Origin of the sequence: Corynebacterium neomassiliense, assembly GCF_900626215.1 — a bacterium.
Classification (GTDB): Bacteria; Actinomycetota; Actinomycetes; order Mycobacteriales; family Mycobacteriaceae; genus Corynebacterium; species Corynebacterium neomassiliense.
The window spans coordinates 1,477,464-1,498,246 of sequence record NZ_LR131106.1 but is presented as its reverse complement, the minus strand read 5'-3'; the positions used below and the strand labels follow the sequence as shown (position 1 = coordinate 1,498,246).

Below are 20,783 nucleotides of genomic sequence, written 5' to 3'. Positions count from 1 at the left end.
GGCATTCCCGCCCGCGTCCCCGCGCCGGCTCACCTCGGAAGCGGCGCTCCCACCGGGCGTGCCCCGGGAGAACCGTGGACCGCCTGGTAGCTCGTCGACCATGCCAGAGGGGCGTCCGGGGTCAGTACGTCGCCGTGGTGCCAGTCGACCTGGACACGGTTCGCGTCCACGTCCACGGCCATGTACCCGTGACGGGAGAGGTCGACGTACCGGAACCAGTTGTCGACCTGCCTGAGGATCTGCTCACCGGCACTGAGCACCGCGGCGACGGGTGCGTCGAGGGCAGGGGAGGTGGCGATCCCGTCGAAGGCGCTGGCCGCCGTCACTGACGGGGTCACGAATTCCGTCGCGGCGGCACGGGTGTTCCGGCCCAGACGCCAGTCACCGGCGTTGGCGGGAATGTCCGCAGCCCAGGACGAGTGGATGTCTCCGGTGAGGAACACCACGCCGCCGCGGGCCGGGACGGAGCCGTCTCCGACGATCAGGTCGATGATCCGCTGGCGTTCAGCCATGTACCCGTCCCACTGGTCGGCGTTGAGTGCCAGGCCGTCCGCGGGGATCCCTGTCTTCTCCACGAGCCAGTCGTGGATGCGGGGGTCGAGTGAGTCAGGCAGGGTCATCGGGGCGAACATCACCTCGTTGCCTATGAGCTGCCAGCGGGTGTCGGACGTGGTGAGGACGTCGGCGAACCAGTCGAACTGGGAGCGTCCCATCATGGTCCGCGCAGGATCCGCGGAACCTCTCCACGCCGCCGGGATCTCCTGCTGCTCGTCACGGTAGGAGCGCAGGTCCGGGATGATCAGTTCGGCGAGGGTACCGAACCGGAGATGCCTCTGGGCGGGGACGCCGCGCAACGGCATCCACTCCAGGTAGGCCTGGGTGGCGGCGGCCTTCATCGCGGCGAAGTCGTCCCCGGGTTCGATGGAGTTGCCGGTGGCACCGTCCCTCCACGTGTTGTCGGCGAACTCGTGGTCGTCCCAGATCGCGATGAGCGGGCGGGCTGCGAGCAGGTCCGCCAGGTCGGCGTCCCTGTGGTAGTGGCCCTGCCGGATCCGGTAGTCGGAGAGGGAGGTGGTCCGGTTGGCGGGCTGGACGCGGCGCACGGTCGTCTCGTGCATCGCCCCGTACTCCCCGGTGGCGTACTCGTAGGTGAAATCCCCGAGGTGCAGGGTGAACTCGAGGTCGTCCCGGTCGGCCATCTCCCGGTAGGCGCGGAAGTACCCGGCCTCGTAGTTCGCGCACGAGCAGACACCGAACCTGAGGCTCCCCGGGTCAGCTCCGACGGCCGGGGCGGTCCTGGCACGACCGGTGCGGGAGACGGTACCGGTGGCGGGCCCGTCGACGACGGTGAAGCGGTAGAAGTAGTCGGTGGAGGGCTCCAGGCCCGTGGCGTCCACCTTCACCGTGTGGTCCGCGGAGGCGTCGGTGGTCACCTCACCGGAGTTCACGGTGTCGGTGAACCCGGGGGAGGTCGACACCTCCCACCTGACGGTGACCGGGGATCCGAGCCCGGAGCCGGGTACGGCGTCAGGGGAGGGGGTGACGCGGGTCCACAGGACCACGGCGTCCGGGAGAGGGTCGCCGGAGGCGACGGAATGGAGGAAACCGGTGGCGCCCTGCACGTTCGCGGACACGAGGTTGACCGTGCCGGCCGCGTAGGTGAGGACGCAGAGAGCGGTGGCGCCGGTGAGGAAGCTGCGACGGGAGTAGGGGGACACCGGTCTCAGGCCTTCCTGCCGTTGACTGTGAGCGAACCGTCGGCGTTGACGTCGACCTGTGCGGAGTACGCGGCGGCGAGGTTGATGCGCTGCCACGACCCGTCAGGACCCTGGTCGTCGAGGGGATACCCTGACGGAAGGGCGGTGGTTGCGATGACCGTGGCACGCTGTTCCCAGGTGAGCGTGGGGAAGCGGTTGATCAGCAGGTCCGGGGCAGCCTGCGGGACGGTCACGGGTACGTCCGTGGCGTACACGGTGGGGAAGCCGTACGTTCCCTGTTCCGCGTAGGTCCGGGCCGCTTCGTCGTCGCTCCGGTAGCTGCCGCCGGCGGCGTCCTGTGCTGCCACAGCCTCGGACAGCGGCCGGCCGAGCCTCCACTCGAGTTCGGCACGGATCTCCTGACCTGCCTGGGTCAGTGCGTCCCGCATTTTCAGGTCGTTCCAGCGGTCGGCTGCCGCGGCAGTGCCGGTCATGCGCCCGCCGATGACGTCCAACGGGTAGTGCACGCCCATGACCACCCGGCTCTCGCCGGCGTCAGATCCACGGGCGACGAGCTGGGGGGCCAGTTCCGGAAGGACCGCGGCGAGCAGGGTGGTCACCAGGACCGCCTGGTTGGTGTGTCCGGAGGGGAAGGACGCCGAACCACCGAGTTCGTAGTAGTCTTCGCCGGAATCGTCGTTGTGGTGCACGATCCGGTCCGGGGCGACCTCGAAGGGGCGGGGATTGTCGAAGATCTCCTTCTCCACCAGGGTGGACGCCGCGATTCCCTGGGCGCGGGAGAAATAGCCGGAGTCGAGGAGCGCCCTGGTCTTCGGCAGCCGGTTCTCTTCGATGGCGGTGCGGACCAGGGGGGCGAGGGTGGTTCCGAAAGCGTCGGAGAATCCGGCGAGGAGATCGCCGTCGTCGACCCTGGCATCCGCCTGTGCCCGGGCCACGCGGTCCGGGGAGGCGGTGTTGTTGATCCTGACCACGGTGTCGAGGTTCTCGGTGATGATTTCCGGGTGGTTGTCGCGCAGATCGTTGAAACCGTCGACCACCTGGTAGTAGGTTCCTCCCGGGTAGGAGCTGATGTCCGAGATGTATCCGACGTAGGCGTCCGGCCCGAACGGCTGGGGGACGGGAGCGCCGGGGTGCTGGACCGCCGGCAGTGTGGACGGAAGGAACTGGGACTGAAGGTCACGGACCTGGCCGGTGAGCTGGTCGACAGGTGACCTGTCCGCTGCCGGGGCGGCGGCGGCCTGGGGAAGGATGATGGTGGCGGATGTCAGGGAGGCGATGAGCACCGCTGCGACGGGTCGCGCGGGAAGTAGTCTGCGGGTCTTCACGTGCGGTCAGGCTAAGCGGCGCAGACACCGGGACAGTGGCCCCAGAGTGAACTTGTGGTGAATTTATATCAATACGACGCGGTGCTCGACTGTTGCGACAGCTGTGACCCATCGTTTGACCCTGTTTTCGAGCGGTCCTACGATGATGTTCACATAATTGAACTCTCTGATGACAGGTGGAGAACAGTGTCAGTGCAGGATGCGGGACAGGCTGCGGACAAGACCGTGGGAACCACGGTGGCGCAGACCGCTACGCGGCCGGACGGGCCCGCAGGCGGAGAGAAGAAGAAACCCCGGATCATAGGCATCCTCGGGCCGGCGTTCGTCGCCGCCATCGCCTACGTCGATCCCGGTAACGTCGCCGCCAACCTCTCGGCAGGTGCCGAGTACGGGTACATGTTGCTGTGGGTGCTGGTGGCCGCGAACATCATGGCCATGGTCGTCCAGTACCTGTCCGCGAAGCTCGGCCTTGTCACCGGCAGGAGTCTGACCGCAAATATCTCGGACTGGTTCGACGCCCGTCGCAGCAGGTCCCGTGCGGGACGCCTCGCCTACTGGGGGCAGGCGGAGATCATCGCCGCGGCGACGGACATCGCCGAGGTGATCGGCGGCGCTGTCGCCCTCCACCTGCTGTTCGGAATCCCCCAGCTGCTCGGTGGTTTCATCGTCGGCGCAGTGTCTCTGGGACTGCTGGCCTTCCAGGGCAGGAAGAGGCAGCGCACCTTCGAGGCGATCATCGTCGGCTTCCTCGTCATCATCACTGTCGGCTTCCTGTCGGGCCTGTTCGTCACCGGCCTGTCGGTCGGTGAGATGGTCGAGGGGATCGTCCCCCGGTTCCAGGGGACGCACTCGGTGATTCTCGCGGCGTCCATGCTCGGCGCCACCGTCATGCCGCACGCCGTCTACCTGCACTCGGGTCTGGTCCGTGACCGGAGCTTCAACCCGGGCACGGAGGCGTCGATGCGCAGGCACCTCAAGGCCACGAGGATCGACGTGTTCGGGGCACTCTGCCTGGCGGGTACGGTCAACATCGCGATGCTGTGTCTCGCGGCCCAGGCGTTGCGTGGTGTGGAGGGTACGGACTCGATCGAGGGCGCCCATGCCGCCGTGACCGATGCTCTCGGTCCGGTCATCGGGGCACTGTTCGCCATCGGTCTGCTGGCATCGGGTCTGGCGTCGACCTCGGTGGGCTGCTATGCCGGCGACATGGTCATGAGGGACCTGCTGAAGATCCGCATCCCGATCCTGCTGCGCCGCCTGGTCACGATGATTCCGGGACTGGCGGTCCTGGCACTGGGCATTGACCCCACCTGGGCCCTGGTGATCAGTCAGGTCGTCCTGTCGGTGGGTATCCCCTTCGCGCTGGTGCCTCTGGTGGCGCTGACCGCGAAGCGTTCACTCATGGGGCGTTACGTCAACGCCCGGGGGCTGACACTGGTCGGCTGGTTCTTCGCGACCGTCATTATCGCGCTCAATGTGGTGCTCATCTGGTTGACCGTGACCGGGCAGGGCTAGCAGCGGCCGGGGTGACTCCCCGGCGGGGTCACCGGTCGGTTCCGGTCGCTGCTGCAGTTGACCCGGCGGCGGGGCTCTGCGGAGTCTGCTGCGGAGTCTGTTCCGCCTCACGCTCCGCTACTTTTTCCGCCTCGCGTTCTGCCGCGCGCTCCGCTTCCCTTTCCGCCATCGTCGGCCGGATGGGACGTGCCAGCTGGGTCATTTCGCGGCGTCCCCGTAGTTCCACCGATTTCAGCATCGTCCACCGCGCCTGCTCGGCCTCGTTGGCCTGACGCACTGTGCCCGCGGTGGTCAGGACGCGCCCCGGTGTTTCCTTGGCCACGTCGGTGAGGCGGGCCGCGGCGTTCACGGCGTCTCCGATGACCGTGTACTCGAACCTGTTCTTCGCCCCGATGTGTCCTGCGACGACGGGCCCGACGGCGGCGCCGATGCCGGCGGGAAGCTCCTGTTCGGTCAGTTCTGTCTTCAGCTCACGGGCTGCGGCGAGGGTGTGGCCGGCGATGTCGTCCAACGGCAGCGGGGCACCGAACACCGCGAGCGCGGCGTCACCTTCGAACTTGTTGATGATTCCCCGGTTACGGTGCACGACCTCCACCACGATGTCGAAGAAGCGGTTCAGTGCGCGGACGACCTCCTGCGGCTCCCGGGACACCGCGAACCCGGTGGAACCCACGACATCGACGAAGAGGACCCCGACCTGGCGGTTCTCGCCGCCCAGCGTCGGCTTCTCCTCCAGGGCCCGCCGGGCGACCTCGTCCCCGACATAACGGCCGAAGAGCTCCCGGACCCGCTCCCGTTCCCTCAAACCCGTCATCATCTCGTTGAAGCCGGCCTGCAGAACCCCGATCTCGGAACTGTCGTAGATCCGCACTTTGGCGTCATTGTCCCCCCTGCGGGCGCGGTTCATGGCCACCTGCAGCTCACGGATCGGATCGACGACGGTCATGGTCATGAGCCGGGTTCCGGAGAACCCGGTGAAAAGCTCCGTCAGGCTCAACGCCAGTACACCGGGGAGGATCTCGGTGGCATCCCCTCCGAAGAACCCGCTGGCCTGGGCCACCACCATGAGCACCACCCCGATCACCGGGACGGCGGACGTGAGGATCCACACGAAGGTGATCTGCCGGGACAACGGTGCGATCCTGCCCTCTGACCCCAGTTCAGGTTTCAGGGCGCGGGCGGCGACCGGACGGACCATGCGCTCGGCGACCATGTAGGTCAGCAGCACCACCATCGCCCCGCCCAGGATCGCGGTCACGGCCACGGTGAGCGCCCAGCTCCGGGACACCTCAGCCATGGCGACAACGGTGAACATCACCACGCCCACGAGCCAGAGCACCGCTCCCAGCAGCGCCTGGAAGCCGGGTATCCGTAGGACGAGACGCCTGATCATGGTCGGGTCGTAGCTGTCGGGGGCCCGTTCCCAGCCGAGAACGGGTGTGAAGAAGTACAGGGTCATGCCGACACCCACAATGATCGCGAACCCGAAGTAGCCCACGTAGAGGGACGCCGTGAGTGTACTCACCGACAGGAATTCCCTGGCGCCGGGCAGCGGGACGAGGAAACGCAGGAACGTGGCGACGGCGAGAGCGCCGAAAACGTTGACGACCAGTACAGACAGGGCATAAAGGGGCCAGCTCGTGCCCCATGCCCACCGTAGGTACCGTGCTAGTCGCCGCATGGTTGTCCAGCCTATCGGAGCGGGAGGACGGGTGTCCCCGCAGCACCTGCCTGACCGTGACCCGTCTAGACTGACGGTCATGTCAGCTCCGGTCACTCCCGCCGCCGACGTGTTCGCCCGTTCCGCGCTGAGTCCGCACGTCAGCGGCCCCCTGCGGGACGCGGTCCGCTCCGCCCGCGCCAGGGTCCGGGACCGGGACCGGGACCGGTTCGGGGTGTCCGACGAAGCGGTCAATGACGCCGCGATGACCCATTCCTGGCTGTTCACCGGGCCACCCGGTTCCGGGCGTTCCGTGGCGGCCAGAGCGTTCGCCACCGCACTGGTGTGCGAGAATCCGGAGATCGCCGGGTGCGGGGAGTGTGACCAGTGCAGGTCGGCCGCGGCGGGAACGCACCCGGACATCTCGTGGATCAGGACCGACGGTGTCACGATTCCGGTGGACGATGTCCGGGACATCATCCGCACCTCGGCAGTACTGCCGTCGGTGGCTCGGTGGCGTGTGGTCATCGTGGAGGACGCTGACCGTCTCGGGGACTCCGGAGCCAACGCCCTGCTCAAGAGTGTGGAAGAGCCGCCAGCCCACACGGTGTTCCTGCTGTGTGCGCCCTCGACCGACCCGGAGGACATCTCCATCACCCTGCGGTCCAGGTGCCGGCACATCTACGTTCCGACGCCGTCGGAACACGAGGTGGAGTTGGTGCTCCGGGCAGATCCCCGGCTCGGCCTGACGGAAGAGCAGGCGCACTGGGCCGCGGAAGTTTCCGGAGGGCACATCGGGCGTGCACGTCACCTGGCCTCCGATGAGGCGGCCCGGACCAAACGCGCCACGGCGTTGAAACTGCCCGGCCTGATCTACCGTTCAGGGGAGGGGTACAGGTTCACCGCGGAACTGGTGAAGACCGCGACCCTGGAAGCAGCAGCGTCTTCAGAGGAACGGGACGCCCGGGAACTGGAGGAGCTCGAGAGTTCCCTGGGCATGGGGGCGAAAGGCAGGGGTGTCGCCAGAGCCCAGGTCGGATCTGCCGGGCAGGTGAAGGAACTTGAGAAGCAGCAGAAGAACCGGCGTACGAGGATGCTGCGGGACTCCCTGGATCTGGCACTCATCGACATCGCCGGACTCTACCGGGACGCCATGATGATCGCCGCCGGGGCAGTCACTCCGGGAGTTGTCGGGGAGTCCGGGGCAGGCCCCCCTGCCCCGCAGGACGCCCCACCGGTTCCGGTCGGCGGTTTTCTCCACCCGGACCAGCAGAAGGTGTCGCGGGAACTGGCCCGCCGCAACACGCCCGAGGCCCTGGTGCAGTGCATCGATGCGGTGACCCGGTGCCGGGAGACGCTGCGCCGCAACGTCAAACCCGAAGTGGCGCTGAATGCCATGGTCGGCCGGCTCCGGGAGTGCTGCGGGCAGGTGTGAGGGTCTCCGCCGGACCTGAGGGAACCGAAGACAGGGGACGGCGGGTGGACGTCCGGTTCCGGCAGGTTCCGGCAGGTACCGGCGCAGGAGCGGGGACTGTGTGCCCCTGGTTTGCCGGTGCTGTGTGGTGTCCGTTAGGATTACCGATCGTGCCGCTTTAGCTCAGTCGGTAGAGCGTCTCACTCGTAATGAGAAGGTCGCGAGTTCGATTCTCGCAAGCGGCTCCACGTAACCCCAGGTAGAACACTGTGTAAACCACGGTTCTGTCCGGGGTACTCCTGTGTCCGGGGTTCTGGTGCTGCAGACGGGTGAGGGTGTGGTGTGGGTGGGGAAGTGAGGTCCGCGACACCCGTCCTGCGGTTTCGGCCCGGTCGCCCGGGGGTACCGGGTACTCTCTCGGGTGATCTGTATTCACCGCCCACCAGAATCCCAGGAGCCACCACATGTCCGACATCGGCAACCAGTACAGCTACACCGACCCGGAGACCGGCGCGAAGGTTGTCGTGGCAGGTGAGGAACAGCACAGTGACCGCTTTGCTGTCCTGCGACGCGAGGGGCCTTCCGAGCCGTGGGAGTTTGACGCCTCCCATCAGCTGCGCCGTACCGCCGAGCTGGCTGTCGAGCACCGGTCCGGTCAGGGTACCGGGGACGAGTTCACCATTGTCGAGCTGACCCCGGAGAAGGCGTCCTGACTCCCTGTATTCCGGCTGCACCCGTCCCGGTCCCTCCGGGCTGCCCGGGGAGGTTCCCGGAGCACTTCCCGGAGCAGGCCCCGGAGTAGTCTCGGTACCGAGCTGTATCCGTCACCGAGGAGGTCAACCATGGCTCTGTCCACTGCACCTGCCGACCGGTTCCGTGAGGTTGCCGAGGGTTTCACCGCGCAGGCCACCGGGGTCACCGGGGAGGGGTGGGACTCCCAGACTCCCTGTGCGAAGTGGAAGGCCCGTGACCTGGTGGGGCATCTGATCAGCTGGTTCACTCCGGCGTTGGAGGATGTCGGGGTGCCTGTGGACCTGCAGGAGGACAAGTACTCGGATCCTGCCGCAGCCTGGCGTCAGTTCGCGGCAATTGTCCAGGATGCTCTCGACGACCCGGAGGTCGCTCAGCGGACGGTGTCCCGGGGGCCGGTGCCGGGGCAGCCGTTGTCCCGTAACGCGACCGCGTTCTTCATCCCGGACATCTTCATGCACACCTGGGATCTCGCCAGGTCCCAGGGCCGTGATGTGGAGCTGGACCCCGATTTCGCGGAGAGGAATCTCGCCGGTCTGCGCTCACTGGGTGATCAGCTTCAGGCGGGGGGTGGTTTCGGTCCTCCTGTCGAGGCTCCGGAGGACGCCACCCCCACGATCCGTCTCATGGCGTATGTGGGTCGCGACCCGGCTTTCGGCCTTGACCGGCAGGGTTCTGCCGGCAGGCCCTGACCGGCAGGTCCTGATCAGCAGGCCCTGACCGGCCGGTTCCCCTGTCCGGTCCTTGCCGGGGCTGTTCACCTGCCCGCGCGTCACCGGGCCTGTGGAGTCGACATGCCCCCCGGGTAGTGCACGGGCGCGCGTGCGGGGTCTCCGGCACGCACGACGCGCTTGCCGAAGGGGAAGCAGGTCACCGGGATCAGCTTGAGGTTCGCCCAGGCCAGGGGCAGTCCGATGACTGTCACCGCGAGCGCGGCCGCGGTGACCACGTGCCCGACCGCCAGCCATACACCGGCGACGAGGAACCAGATGATGTTGCCGACTCCGGAGGCCACTCCCGCTCCCGGGGCGTCGACGACGTCCCGGCCGAAGGGCCAGAGCACGTACCCGGCGATGCGGAAGGACGCCACCCCGAACGGGATGGTCACGATGAAGACGCAGGCGATGATTCCGGCGAGCACGTAGGCGCAGAACAGCCAGAATCCGGACAGGACGAGCCAGATGATGTTGAGCAGCAGTCTCACGGTGTCGTCTCCGGTTCTCCGGCAGGGGGCATTCCGGCGGCCGGACAGGTGTCGGACCGGTATGTCAGCGTGGAGGGGTCGTCGACGTCCTGGAGCAGGGGGATGTCGAGGACGGTGGCGGGTACGGCGAAGGCGTCCACCAGTACCTGTGACCACGGTCCGAGGGAGTCGACGAGGTCGTTGAGCGCTGCCCGGGCGGCTTTGGTGCGGGTGCCGGTGAGGATGTTCTGTTCCTGGTACCAGCTGCCGGCGGAGTGGATGATGTCGAGCACGTAGACGTCGCGGACCTGTTCCATGATTCTCTTGGCCTGGCCTTCCTCCATGCCGGACTCTGCTTCGAGGAGACTTTCGAGGACGATGCGGTCCACGTGCGCGAGGGCGCAGGCGACCATGTGGTCCTGGGTGCTGTCGACGAGGGCTGCGGCGTCCGCGACGTCCATTTTCCGGGCCGGTCTGATCCTGCGGATGAGACTCATCAGCAGCCGGTCCTCCCTTTCGGTGAGGAGTTCGATCTGGTAGGCGGGGTCGAACAGGGAGGTTGTCTCGCGGTCGGAGACGGAGTCGACGAGGTTCTGGATGACGGTTCCTGCGGCGGTGCGTCTCTTCAGCAGTGTCCCGAAACTGTCGAGGCCGAAGCGGACCAGGTCGAGGGGGCCGAGTCCGCTCATCTCGCGGGAGAATCCGGTGAGGAGTTCCTTGGCTGCCAGCTGCAGCATGACCACGTTGTCGCCTTCGAAGGTGGTGAAGACGTCGGAGTCGGCCTTGAAGGAGGTGAGGAGGTTCTCCGCCATGTATCCGGCTCCGCCGCAGGCTTCGCGGCATTCCTGGATGGTGCGGGTGGCGTGGGAGGTGTTCACGGCTTTGAGCGCTGCGGCGTGGGCCTCGAGTTCGCGCTGGTCCACTGCCTGGTCATCGGTCATGGCTGTGCGGTCCGGCACGGTGGACTCCAGTTCGGCCAGTCTGGTGATGAGCTGGTTGGTCGCGGTCTGGAGTGCGTAGGAACGGGCGATGAGCGGGATGAGGCGCAGCCGGTGCTGCCGGTGTCCGATGAGTCTGGTCTCCGGCAGTGAGTCGTGGGGGGCGAACTGGCGGCGCCTGTTGGCGTAACCGGTGGCGATCGTCAGGGCGGTGCGGGCTGCTGCCCCGGCGGACGCTCCGACGGTGATTCTGCCGCGGACCAGGGCTCCCAGCATGGTGAAGAACCGTGCCCCGTCGGATTCGACGGGTGAGGAGTAGGTGCCGTCGGGGGAGACGTCGGCGAAGCGGTTGAGCAGGTTCTCCGCAGGTACCCGCACGTGGTCGAATCTGATTGTCCCGTTGTCGACGCCGGGAAGTCCGCCCTTGTGACCGTGGTCGCCGATGTGTACCCCGGGGAGGACGCCACCGTCGTGGTCCCGGAGTCCGACGATGATGCAGTGCACGCCGTGGGAGGGGCCCCAGGACGCGGGGACGCCACCTGTGACGACGGTGGGATCGGTGGCGTCCTCCGGTTCGTAGTCTCCGGCGGGGGTGTAGAGCTGGCAGAAGACCGCTGCTTTGGTCGCGTGCCTGGCCGCGTTGCCGATGTACCACTTCTCCGCCATGGGCGTGGGGGTGTTGATCACGAATTCCCGGGTGACCCTGTCGTACACGGCGGTCGTCTGCAGTGCCTGGACGTCGGAGCCGTGTCCGCGTTCAGTCATCGCGAAGGAGCCGGGGACACGAAGCTCCATGATGTCCCTGATCAGGGGAATGTGGCGTTCGGTGCCGAGATTCTCCACCGCTCCGCCCCACAGGCCCCACTGGACTCCCGCCTTGACCATGAGGGAGAGGTCGGCTCCTCCGACGGTCTCGATCGCGGCGAGGGTTGTGCCGATGTCTCCGGTGCCGCCGTGGGCGGTCCGGAAGGCCCCGCGGGGAGCTCCGGTGCCGAGGATGTCGTGGAGTTGTGCGAAGGTCCTTTCGCGTGCCTCGTCGAGGGTGAGGGTGGCGTCGGGGCGGAAGTGCTTCTGTTCGGTCAGGGCTCTGGCGGAGTCACGTGCCGCGGCGAAGGGGCCGTCGAGGACGGCTCTGAGTTCGGCGGTGACTTCGGAGGTGGCCCGGGATGCGGTCCCGGCTGCGGTACCGGAACCGGAAGGTTGTTCGGTGTCGTCAGGGGGGCTGAGTCTGCGGGGGGAGTCTCCCGGGGCTCCTCTGGTGCGGCGGGTCAGTCCTGTGGTGTCGGGGGGTGGCATACCAGCCGATGGTATCGGAGCCGGAGTTCCGACAACGCCCCCCACTAAGGTCTGACCACATTGCGATGCAGGTGGGGGCGGAGTCTAGGATGAACGACATGACTCAGGAAGAACCGGATCAACCGGTGTCGACGACGAAGAAGACAGGCAGGGGCAGAAACACGGGCAGGGACTCGAAAGCCTGGCTCTTCGTCGCCTTCGCCGTCTTCAGTGTGGCGTGGGGAGGCAACGAGGCCACCCCGATGCTGGTCTTCTACCGTCACGAGGCGGTGTTCAGTGACGTCTTCGTCGATTCACTGCTCGTCTCCTACGCGGTGGGTATCGTCGCCGGCCTGCTGGTCTGCGGTCCACTGTCCGACCGGTACGGGCGCAAACCGGTCATGCTCCCGGCCCCGCTGATAGCTCTTCTCGGCAGCGTGTTCATCGCCGCCGGTGAAACCACGGAGTGGTCCATTTTCACGGGCCGTGTCCTCGCCGGTCTGGCTGTCGGCATCGTCATGTCGGCGGGTGGAGCGTGGGTGAAGGAGCTGTCCGTCGCCCCCTTCGACCCGGGTGCCGGCCCGTCCTCGGGAGCTCAGCGTGCGACCATGTCGATGACCGCAGGGTTCGGCCTGGGGGCCGGCCTGGCTGGTGTTCTCGCGGAATGGGGGCCCATTCCCGGTCAGTTGCCCTACATCGTCCATGTCGTCCTGTCGGTCTTCGCCACGGCGGGGATACTCTCGGTCCCGGAGACCCGTCAGTCCGCCCACCTGAGGGTCCGCGGTTCTTTCTGGTCCGACCTGCTCACACCCACTGCCCGGCATCCCCGCTTCCTCACCGTCGTCGCGCCGATGGCACCCTGGGTCTTCGGCGCCGCCGGTGTCTCGTACGCGATCATGCCCCGACTCGTCCAGTCCCAGGTCTCCGCGCCGATCGCCTTCTCCGCCCTGCTCACCGTCATCGCGCTGGGCTGCGGGTTCGCCATCCAGAGGTTCGGTCCGAGGATCAACACCACCTCCAGTGCGCGAGGGCCGATCAGCGGACTGTGCATTGTCGTTGTCGGAATGGTCGTGGCGACCGCCTCCTCCGGCAGTATCGCGATCTGGAACACTGTCGTTGTCGCGGTGATCCTCGGATGCGGGTACGGGCTGTGCCTGGTGTCCGGGCTGACCGAGGTCCAGCGCATCGCCGGTCCGGACGACCTCGGTGGCCTGACCGCCGTCTACTACACGTTGACGTACATCGGGTTCTTCTTCCCGATGATCCTCACGGAACTGTCCGACAGTTTCACCTACCCGGAAATGCTGGGGTTCGGGATCGTCATGTCGGTACTGTGCCTGGTCGTCGTCACCGTCTTCTCGCGGCGGAATCTGCCCGTGGACAACGGGCCTGCCGTGGAGGTCACGAAGGCCTGATACGGGAGGGGATGAGCGCGGGTGCCGCCAGGTGGACCACGGCTCCTGCCAGCGGCGCCACGCCGAGTGCCAGCGCTGTCCCTGTGACAGGGTCCGCCACGGTCAGGAGGAGTGCCGCGGCCGTGACGGTGGCCACCGCCCAGCCTGCGAGGTAGGCACCGTGCTGCTCCCGGGTCAGTACGGAGGTGCCGGTGACGGTCAGGACGGCGAGTGCCCCCGAGGCGCAGGTCAGGACAGCGTAGACCCCGGCACCGGTGACGAGTTCCGGTGGCAGGAACAGGGAGGCCAGTGGGACCCCCGTCCACAGGGCGAGCAGCCCGCCACCGGCTGCGGCACCCGCGCAGGCCGCCAGCGGACGCCACAGGGCACGGACCGGCCGGTCCTTCCGGCGGGCGAAGTGCACTATGAGCGCCGGGGTGAACCGTTGCAGGGGCACGAGCAGAGGGGCCCTGGTCAGGGTGACCGCGGTGATCAGGGCGGCGAGTGAACCGGGGGCGGCGTCCCCGGAGGTGGCGGTGAGCAGCACCGGGAACCCGGTGATGAGCAGTGCACCTGCCCCTGAGGCGAGCATCGCCGTCCCGGTGCGCCGGAGGAACCGGCCGGTCGTGACATCGGCGACGGCCTGTGTCAGGGTCCGCACTCCGGAGCGACCGGTGAACAGTATTCCTGTCCAGCTCACGGCTCCGATGACGGTCACCAGCAGAAATGCGGTGAGTTGCAGTCCGGCCGCCCAGGCCGCGACTGCGAGCACCACCCGGACTGCGCTGTCGACCCCGATGAGCCGGGCGTAGGCTCTCCACCGGCCGGTGGCCGAGAGTATGCCGCAGACGGCGGCCTGGACGGTGTATGACGCCAGGCCGAGTGCGAACAGGACAGTGCCGGTACCCCCGGGGTCCCGGGTGATCGTCGGCACCGGCAGCAGGGAAGCGACGAGCCCGAGAGCGGCTGTGGCGAGCGCTGCCTGGGCCGCGACATGCAGGGGGCGGGCGGGCTTGCCGGGGCCGGCCGGGATGACGGTTGCCCCGGAGACCCGTCGCGCTGCCACGGCACGGGTGGTCTCATGGAGAAGCCCGTCGAGTATTCCCGTGCAGGTGAAGAAGAGACCCCAGTAGACAGTGAAACGTTCGTAGTCGGCGGTGTCCAGTGCCCGTCCGGCGACGACGATCACGACATAGCCGGAGAGGGCGACGACCACGGTCGCCGCTGACAGGGCCCGGCCGGCAAACCGTGCCGGCTCCGCTGCCCGGGTCGTCGACGGCGGCCGCCCGGTGACTCCGGTCAGGCTCCGGCCCCTTCGCCGTTCCCGTCTGCCCCGTCACCGTAGGTCTTCTCCCAGGCGTTGTTCCAGGTGTCGATGAGCAGGGGGACAGACCCCGCTGCCCCGACACCGGGGTTGGCCGCGAGGTAGTCTTCAGCCGCCTGCCTGGCCTTCTTCTCGGCTTCCCCGGTGTCGAGGCCGAGGCCGGCGGCGAGGGTGGGCCAGGAGAGGAACATGTCGTCCTGCCAGTAACCCCACTGGTGGGTTCCGGTGTCACGGAAGTTCCAGTTGATGTTGTTCCTGTCCGAGTCGATTCCCGCCTTGTCGGCGGCGGCCTTGAAGGCGTGGGTGCAGACGTTGGACACGGCCTCGATCGCGCCGCCTTCCACGGCGGGGGTCACGGAGCCGACGGGGTTGCCGCGCAGACGGTCACCGGAGGGCACGTCGTGTTCACCCATGAGGCCGGAGCTGGACGAAATGTAGATGTTCTTCTGACCGCTCAGTTTGTCGACGTTGAGTAGCGCGTCGTTCCTTCTGGCGGTCTCCCCGTTGCGGTCGCCCCACATCTCCTCGTAGGTCGCGTTCCCGCGGTCCAGGACGACATCCACGGTGGAGGCTGCGGCACCTGAGGTGGCGGGGCAGCCAGAGTAGGACGCGACCGCGTCATAGAGGTTCTGGTGCTGCTCGGCGTACACGAGTACCGAGGACGCCGACATCGACATTCCGACGATGGCGCGGTGCTGGTTGGTCGTACCCAGCTTCTTCTCCATCGGGCCGGGCAGCTCGCCGGTGAGGAAGGTCTCCCACTTCTGGACCCCGCCTCCGGCCAGGGCCGAGGGCTGCTCCCAGTCGGTGTAGTAGGAGAAGGCACCGGACATGGGGATGACGACGTTCACCGAGCCGACACGGTTGCCGTAGAAGTCGGCGGCGGTGGTCTGTTCCAGCCAGTTCGCCAGGCCGGTACCGCCGTCGGCACCGTTGAGGAGGTAGAGGGTGGGAGGATTGACGACATCATTGTCGGCCCTGATGACGACGACCGGAATGTCCCTGTTCATGGAGGGGGAATGGACCTTGTACTCCTCCATCTTGTCGAGCCTCCCGGTGTCGGAGTACACGTGGTTGCGCCACGCGGCCTCCTCGGCAGGGACGTAGTTCGTCTTCTCGGCTGCCTCGCGGCTGTCGAAGGGACCGTCGACGACCGCTGGTTCAGCGCTGGCGGAGGCCTCCTGCCCGGGTTGGGCGGCGGCAGTGGGGACAACTCCCCCCGGTCCGGCGGTCACCGCCCACACCGGGAGGGTCGCGGCCAGTGCTGTTGCGGCGATCCTGAGAGAACGTCGCTTGAGCGGTGTGGTGTTGTCGGGCATCAGGACCTCGTGATTCGTCATTCGTTGTGAGGTGGTTGGAACGTGGAACACACTAACATGCACGCCGCCGTGGCGGGAGGGCCCGTGGACGCTGTTCCCCGTCGTCACCCCCGGTTCCGGCGGGTCGTGTACCGTCCATTCCGGTCGAGTTCCACGGCCAGGTGCACAGTAGTGTGCGCTGGTCGACCGGAACCGGCCCGTACCGATCCGATCCGCCGGGCTGCGTGAACCACTTCGCGCCCCGGACCGTGACCCGGCCCGTGCCGGGTCCGCAGACTGTCAGACACAGGAGCACACCACCATGAATCTCTCACCCGTCGACCAGTTCGTCGTTGCCGTCAACTCAGCTTTAGGGGGGATCATCAACGACGTGCTGAGCTTCCTGGCCCCGGTGCTCGTCATCGGAAGCTGACGGACCCCGTGGCCGACGCTGACCGTCAGGCCGGTGCCCGGGACGATATTTCCGGCACAAGGACGTATCATCGGTTCCGTGGCTGAACATTATGACGTAGTAGTTGTCGGCGCGGGCCCCGGTGGGTACGTGGCCGCGATCCGTGCGGCCCAGCTGGGCCTGAAGACCGCCGTGGTCGAGAAACAGTACTGGGGCGGGGTGTGCCTGAACGTCGGGTGTATCCCGTCCAAGGCGCTGATCCGCAACGCGGACATCGCACATATCCTGACCCATGACGCCCGAGCTTTCGGCATCACGGGTGAGAACATCAGCATGGACTACACCGTCGCGCACAAACGCTCGCGGAAAGTGTCTGCGGGCATCGTCAAGGGCGTCCACTTCCTGATGAAGAAGAACGGCATTACCGAGATCAACGGTCTCGGAACGTTCACCGACGACCACACCGTCGAGATCTCCGACGGCGCGGACGCCGGTAAGACACTCACCTTCGACAACGCGATCATCGCCACCGGCTCGGTCGTCAAGTCCCTGCCCGGTGTGACCATCGGCGGCAACATCGTCTCCTTCGAGGAACAGATCCTCGATGAGAACGCCCCGAAGTCGATGGTCATCATCGGTGCCGGTGCGATCGGCATGGAGTTCGCCTACGTGCTGGCCAACTTCGGCGTCGACATCACCATCGTGGAGTTCATGGACCGCGTCCTGCCCAACGAGGACAGGGACGTCTCCAAGGAGATCGCCAAGCAGTACAGGAAGCTCGGTGTCACCCTGAAGACCGGTCACAAGACCACCGCTGTCCGTGACCTCGGCGGGGACAGGGGTGTCGAGGTCGACATCGAGGCCGCCGACGGTTCCGCCTCGGAGACCATCCACGCAGACCGTGTGATGGTCTCCATCGGTTTCGCCCCTCGGACGCAGGGCTTCGGTCTGGAGAATACGGGGGTCGAGCTCACCGGGCGGGGGGCGATCGCCATCGACGAGCACATGCGGACCAGTGTCCCGCACATCTACTCGATCGGTGATGTCACGGCGAAGCTGCAGCTCGCCCACGTCGCGGAGGCTCAGGGGGTCGTCGCCGCGGAGACCATCGCGGGAGCCGAGACCCAGGAGCTGGGCGACTACATGAACATGCCCCGTGCCACGTTCTGCAGCCCGCAGGTCGCCTCCTTCGGCTACACGGAGGACGCCGCGCGTGCCCGCGCCGAGGAATCCGGCCGTGAGATCAAGGTCGCGACCTTCCCCTACAGTGCCAACGGTAAGGCGCAGGGCCTCAACGAGGGAGTAGGTTTCGTCAAGATCATCGCGGACGCCGAATACGGCGAGCTCATCGGCGCCCACATGGTCGGCCCCGATGTCTCGGAGCTTCTTCCCGAGCTCACCCTCGCCCAGAGGTTCGACCTCACCGCGGAGGAGATCGGTCGCAACGTGCACACCCACCCGACCCTGTCGGAGGCCGTGAAGGAGGCCGCCGAGGGTGTCATGGGTCATATGATCAACCTGTAGTCTGCGGGCGGGCCGCACTCCCGTACGGGAGTGCGGACGGGTACGATCTCAGCCATGTCAGATGGCGCGCTCGCCGACGGTGACGGGGAGACCGGATCCGGAGTTATCGGGGTGATGGTCGACCGCGGGCTGCCGGGGAAGCGGGTGCTGAACGCTCTCGCACGGCTCGGCGTCCCGCCCGATGATCTGTACGGTCCGGGGGGCCGGTCCGGGGACGGGGGAGGTCCCCTGGTCCAGGTCCGCACGGCCACCCTGCCGATGCGGTTGGACGGCAGTGTCCGCCTGGCGGACACCGCCCCGGGGATTCTCGACAGTTACGGCTGGGACCGGCTGATCTACGTCACTGATCTCCCGTTGACGACGCGGCGTCCGGTCATCAGTCAGACCGTGTACCACGGAAGGGCGACAATGCTCTGCCTGCCGGCGTTCGGCCTTCTGCGCTGTCAGGAAGGGCTGCGCCAGGAACTGGGGAGACTGCTGAAGGGCAGGCCCGCGGGTGCCGGGGTACGCGAGAGAGTCTCGGAGGGCGGGGACATCGAGGGTGGTGACGTCGACGCCGACGTCACCAGGGTCATCGACGGACACGGCCGTGGCATCCGCCTGCTCCTCGGCATGATCGCCGGCAACCGGCCGGGCCAGCTGTACAAGGTGCTCACCGGCTGCCTGGCGGTCGCCGTCGCCACCGGCGCCTACGGCATCTTCTACGGTTCGATGTGGCAGATGTCCCATGCCGTCACGATCCTGCGGATGGCAGTGATCAGCATGGCCTCGGTGGGCGCGCTGACGTTCTGGCTGATCTACCACAACGGACTGTGGAACCGGTGGCCGGACAGGGAACCTGATTCCGTCGCCAGGTGGCGTGCCCGGATGGACAACTGGGCGACGGTGGGGACAGTGCTCGTCGCGGCCTCGATGATCTACGCCACGGTGTTTCTGGTGCTGCTGGTGATGTCGCTGGTCATCGTGGACGTCAACTACTTCCGCATGCAGGTCCACGATGAGCCCTTCCCCTGGGGCTATGCGAAACTTGCGTGGATGACGGCGTCTCTGGGCACGATGGCCGGGGCGATCGGGTCGAGTTTCGACAGTGACGACGCGATCAGGGAGGCCACGTACAACCGTCGTGAGCACCTGCGCCGTCAGATCACCGGTCTCTACGAGGACAAGCCGCCCTCCCGCCTCCACGTCCGGCGGCGTCCCCGGTGATCCCGGCGTCCCCGGTGACAGCACCTGCGGCGGCTACGGTGGCTACGGCGACCGTCCGCTGACAACCGGGGACGGACGGGGAGGGTCGGGGACGGACGGGAGAAGGGCCGGCTGACCCTGAAGGTCAGCCGGCCCTTTTCGCGGAATGTCAGGGACGTCGTGCATGTCCCTCCGGTGTGGAAGCTAGAACTGCTTCTCCTCGGTGGAGCCCTTGAGGGCGGTGGTGGAGGAGTTGGGGTCGACGGTGGTGGCGATGCGGTCGAAGTAGCCGGCGCCGACCTCGCGCTGGTGCTTGACGGCGGTGAAGCCACGCTCCTCGGCGGCGGTGAACTCGCGGTTCTGCAGGTCGACGAAGGCGCTCATCTGGTTGCGGGCGTAGCCGTAGGCCAGGTCGAACATGGAGTAGTTCAGGGCGTGGAAGCCGGCCAGGGTGATGAACTGGAACTTGAAGCCCATGGCACCGAGCTCGTTCTGGAACTTGGCGATCTCCTCGGAGTCCAGGTGGGCGGACCACTTGAAGGAGGGGGAGCAGTTGTAGGACAGCAGCTGGTCCGGGAACTCGGAGCGGACGCCCTCGGCGAACTTCTTGGCGAGCTCGAGATCCGGGGTGCCGGTCTCCATCCAGATCAGGTCGGCGTAGGGGGCGAAGGACTTGGCACGGGAGATGCAGGGCTCGATGCCGTTCTTCACGTAGTAGTAGCCCTCTGCGGACCGCTCGCCGGTGAGGAACTCGTGGTCACGCTCGTCGACGTCGGTGGTCAGCAGGGTGGCTGCCTCGGCGTCGGTACGGGCGATGACGACGGTCGGGGTGTTGGAGACGTCCGCTGCGAGGCGGGCGGAGTTGAGGGTGCGGATGTGCTGCTGGGTGGGGATCAGCACCTTGCCGCCCAGGTGACCGCACTTCTTCTCGGAGGCCAGCTGGTCCTCCCAGTGGGTGCCGGAGGCGCCGGCGGTGATCATGGCCTTCTGCAGTTCGTAGACGTTGAGGGCGCCACCGAAGCCGGCTTCGCCGTCGGCGACGATCGGGACGATCCAGTTGTCGACGGAGGTGTCACCTTCGATGCGGGCGATCTCGTCGGCGCGGGAGAGGGCGTTGTTGATGCGGCGGACCACGGCGGGGACGGAGTTCGCCGGGTACAGGGACTGGTCGGGGTAGGTCTGTGCTGCGAGGTTGGCGTCGCCGGCGACCTGCCAGCCGGAGAGGTAGACGGCCTTCAGGCCGGCGCGGACCTGCTGGACGGCCTGGTTACCGGTGAGGGCACCGAGGGCGTTGATGTAGCCGTCGCCGGGCTCGTTGACGGCGTCCCACAGGATCTCGGCCCCACGACGGGCGAGGGTGTGCTCCTCGACAACGGTGCCCTGGAGCTCGGCAACCTGCTCGGCGGTGTAGTCGCGCTGGACGTTGGCCCAACGGGGGTTCTCGTCCCAGTCCTTCTGGATCTCGGCGGCGGTACGCGGCTGTCCGACGTTCGACATGTGCTAAACACACTCCCTTTAAGTGGTGGAGGATGGCGGTAACAACGCTGATTCCGGCTACCCCGGGGGCGGCTGCTCCCCGGCCGGATCTGCTGGGGACGAGGATACAGAGGGAAAAGACCTAGTCAAAGCAAAGACGTGATCCAGCACACGGCGGGGGTAGTACGATCGTTCTGTTTTATTACGTCTCTCAGAATGGGAAGCATTGTCCCACTAGGTGGTCAAAAAGGCGTCTTGCAGCGACAACGTGCGACCTGCGTCACGTAAGGCGCTACTGTCAGACTGAAGTGAATCAGCGTTCGGGTGTCCGGTACGGGGGACGGACGGGGGTGAAACGGCGTCGTCCGGGACACCGTTCGCTCCCTTCCGTG

At 67.0% G+C, this 20,783-nt stretch carries 15 protein-coding genes and 1 tRNA gene; 8 read left to right on the top strand and 8 right to left on the bottom strand.

What is annotated here, in order from left to right; genetic code table 11:
• Positions 1-29: 29 nt before the first annotated feature.
• Positions 30-1,718 (bottom strand): alkaline phosphatase D family protein, encoded by a 1,689-nt coding sequence (locus E0E18_RS06615; RefSeq protein ID WP_130839834.1) that lies wholly within the window; start codon positions 1,716-1,718, stop codon positions 30-32.
• Between the two features lie 5 nt (positions 1,719-1,723).
• Positions 1,724-3,043, bottom strand: coding sequence for an acid phosphatase (locus tag E0E18_RS06610; protein ID WP_202616702.1), 1,320 nt, complete (start codon positions 3,041-3,043; stop codon positions 1,724-1,726).
• Between the two features lie 237 nt (positions 3,044-3,280).
• On the opposite strand from E0E18_RS06610, the gene E0E18_RS06605 reads away from it, so the two are divergent.
• On the top strand, positions 3,281-4,558 hold the full coding sequence (locus tag E0E18_RS06605; protein ID WP_272914259.1) for an Nramp family divalent metal transporter: 1,278 nt from the start codon (positions 3,281-3,283) through the stop codon (positions 4,556-4,558).
• Positions 4,559-4,586: 28 nt separating this feature from the next.
• On the opposite strand, the gene E0E18_RS06600 is transcribed toward E0E18_RS06605, so the two are convergent.
• Positions 4,587-6,239: an adenylate/guanylate cyclase domain-containing protein gene (locus E0E18_RS06600; protein ID WP_130839832.1), complete on the bottom strand. Its 1,653-nt coding sequence runs from the start codon at positions 6,237-6,239 to the stop codon at positions 4,587-4,589.
• 79 nt (positions 6,240-6,318) lie between these two features.
• Here E0E18_RS06600 and E0E18_RS06595 point away from each other — a divergent pair, with 79 nt between their 5' ends.
• The 4 genes from E0E18_RS06595 to E0E18_RS06580 all read left to right on the top strand — a co-directional run bounded on the left by E0E18_RS06595 (position 6,319) and on the right by E0E18_RS06580 (position 9,074).
• Positions 6,319-7,653 carry a DNA polymerase III subunit delta' gene (locus E0E18_RS06595; protein WP_130839830.1) on the top strand — a complete coding sequence of 445 codons (1,335 nt, stop codon included), beginning with the start codon at positions 6,319-6,321 and terminating at the stop codon, positions 7,651-7,653.
• Positions 7,654-7,804: 151 nt separating this feature from the next.
• A tRNA-Thr gene (locus tag E0E18_RS06590) sits at positions 7,805-7,880 on the top strand.
• 216 nt (positions 7,881-8,096) lie between these two features.
• The gene (locus E0E18_RS06585) at positions 8,097-8,345 is read left to right on the top strand and encodes a hypothetical protein (RefSeq protein WP_066588000.1); all 249 of its coding nucleotides are present in this window, start codon (positions 8,097-8,099) and stop codon (positions 8,343-8,345) included.
• A gap of 129 nt (positions 8,346-8,474) precedes the next feature.
• A complete protein-coding gene (locus tag E0E18_RS06580; protein WP_130839827.1) occupies positions 8,475-9,074 on the top strand; it encodes a TIGR03086 family metal-binding protein in 600 nt (199 codons plus the stop codon).
• Between the two features lie 80 nt (positions 9,075-9,154).
• Here the strand turns inward: E0E18_RS06580 and E0E18_RS06575 are convergent, their stop codons facing one another.
• Positions 9,155-9,586: a YccF domain-containing protein gene (locus E0E18_RS06575; RefSeq protein ID WP_130839825.1), complete on the bottom strand. Its 432-nt coding sequence runs from the start codon at positions 9,584-9,586 to the stop codon at positions 9,155-9,157.
• Positions 9,583-11,799 carry an acyl-CoA dehydrogenase family protein gene (locus E0E18_RS06570; protein WP_130839823.1) on the bottom strand — a complete coding sequence of 739 codons (2,217 nt, stop codon included), beginning with the start codon at positions 11,797-11,799 and terminating at the stop codon, positions 9,583-9,585. The genes E0E18_RS06575 and E0E18_RS06570 overlap by 4 nt, the downstream gene beginning before the upstream one ends.
• A gap of 98 nt (positions 11,800-11,897) precedes the next feature.
• On the opposite strand from E0E18_RS06570, the gene E0E18_RS06565 reads away from it, so the two are divergent.
• Entirely contained in the window at positions 11,898-13,193 is a 1,296-nt protein-coding gene (locus tag E0E18_RS06565) for an MFS transporter (RefSeq protein WP_130839821.1), read from the top strand.
• Here E0E18_RS06565 and E0E18_RS06560 read toward each other — a convergent pair.
• Together E0E18_RS06560 and E0E18_RS06555 are read right to left on the bottom strand one after the other, a co-directional pair.
• A complete protein-coding gene (locus E0E18_RS06560; protein WP_237559660.1) occupies positions 13,180-14,388 on the bottom strand; it encodes a hypothetical protein in 1,209 nt (402 codons plus the stop codon). The two genes, E0E18_RS06565 and E0E18_RS06560, sit on opposite strands and share 14 nt — an antisense overlap.
• Before the next feature lie 83 nt (positions 14,389-14,471).
• Positions 14,472-15,815: an alpha/beta hydrolase gene (locus E0E18_RS06555; RefSeq protein WP_066589794.1), complete on the bottom strand. Its 1,344-nt coding sequence runs from the start codon at positions 15,813-15,815 to the stop codon at positions 14,472-14,474.
• A 490-nt stretch (positions 15,816-16,305) separates the two neighbouring features.
• Here E0E18_RS06555 and lpdA point away from each other — a divergent pair, with 490 nt between their 5' ends.
• Together lpdA and E0E18_RS06545 are read left to right on the top strand one after the other, a co-directional pair.
• Positions 16,306-17,730: a dihydrolipoyl dehydrogenase gene (lpdA, locus tag E0E18_RS06550; protein WP_110480988.1), complete on the top strand. Its 1,425-nt coding sequence runs from the start codon at positions 16,306-16,308 to the stop codon at positions 17,728-17,730.
• 54 nt (positions 17,731-17,784) lie between these two features.
• The gene (locus E0E18_RS06545; RefSeq protein ID WP_237559659.1) at positions 17,785-18,936 is read left to right on the top strand and encodes a hypothetical protein; all 1,152 of its coding nucleotides are present in this window, start codon (positions 17,785-17,787) and stop codon (positions 18,934-18,936) included.
• A gap of 183 nt (positions 18,937-19,119) precedes the next feature.
• Here E0E18_RS06545 and aceA read toward each other — a convergent pair whose 3' ends face one another.
• Entirely contained in the window at positions 19,120-20,412 is a 1,293-nt protein-coding gene (aceA, locus tag E0E18_RS06540) for an isocitrate lyase (protein ID WP_110480989.1), read from the bottom strand.
• Positions 20,413-20,783: the final 371 nt, after the last annotated feature.

Coding starts and splice junctions, on each gene's coding strand:
- E0E18_RS06600 (WP_130839832.1), bottom strand. CDS start 6,239: ATGCGGCGACTAGCACGGTACCTACGGTGGGCATGGGGCACGAGCTGG.
- E0E18_RS06595 (WP_130839830.1), top strand. CDS start 6,319: ATGTCAGCTCCGGTCACTCCCGCCGCCGACGTGTTCGCCCGTTCCGCG.
- E0E18_RS06585 (WP_066588000.1), top strand. CDS start 8,097: ATGTCCGACATCGGCAACCAGTACAGCTACACCGACCCGGAGACCGGC.
- E0E18_RS06580 (WP_130839827.1), top strand. CDS start 8,475: ATGGCTCTGTCCACTGCACCTGCCGACCGGTTCCGTGAGGTTGCCGAG.
- E0E18_RS06570 (WP_130839823.1), bottom strand. CDS start 11,799: ATGCCACCCCCCGACACCACAGGACTGACCCGCCGCACCAGAGGAGCC.
- E0E18_RS06565 (WP_130839821.1), top strand. CDS start 11,898: ATGACTCAGGAAGAACCGGATCAACCGGTGTCGACGACGAAGAAGACA.
- E0E18_RS06555 (WP_066589794.1), bottom strand. CDS start 15,815: ATGCCCGACAACACCACACCGCTCAAGCGACGTTCTCTCAGGATCGCC.
- E0E18_RS06545 (WP_237559659.1), top strand. CDS start 17,785: ATGTCAGATGGCGCGCTCGCCGACGGTGACGGGGAGACCGGATCCGGA.
- aceA (WP_110480989.1), bottom strand. CDS start 20,412: ATGTCGAACGTCGGACAGCCGCGTACCGCCGCCGAGATCCAGAAGGAC.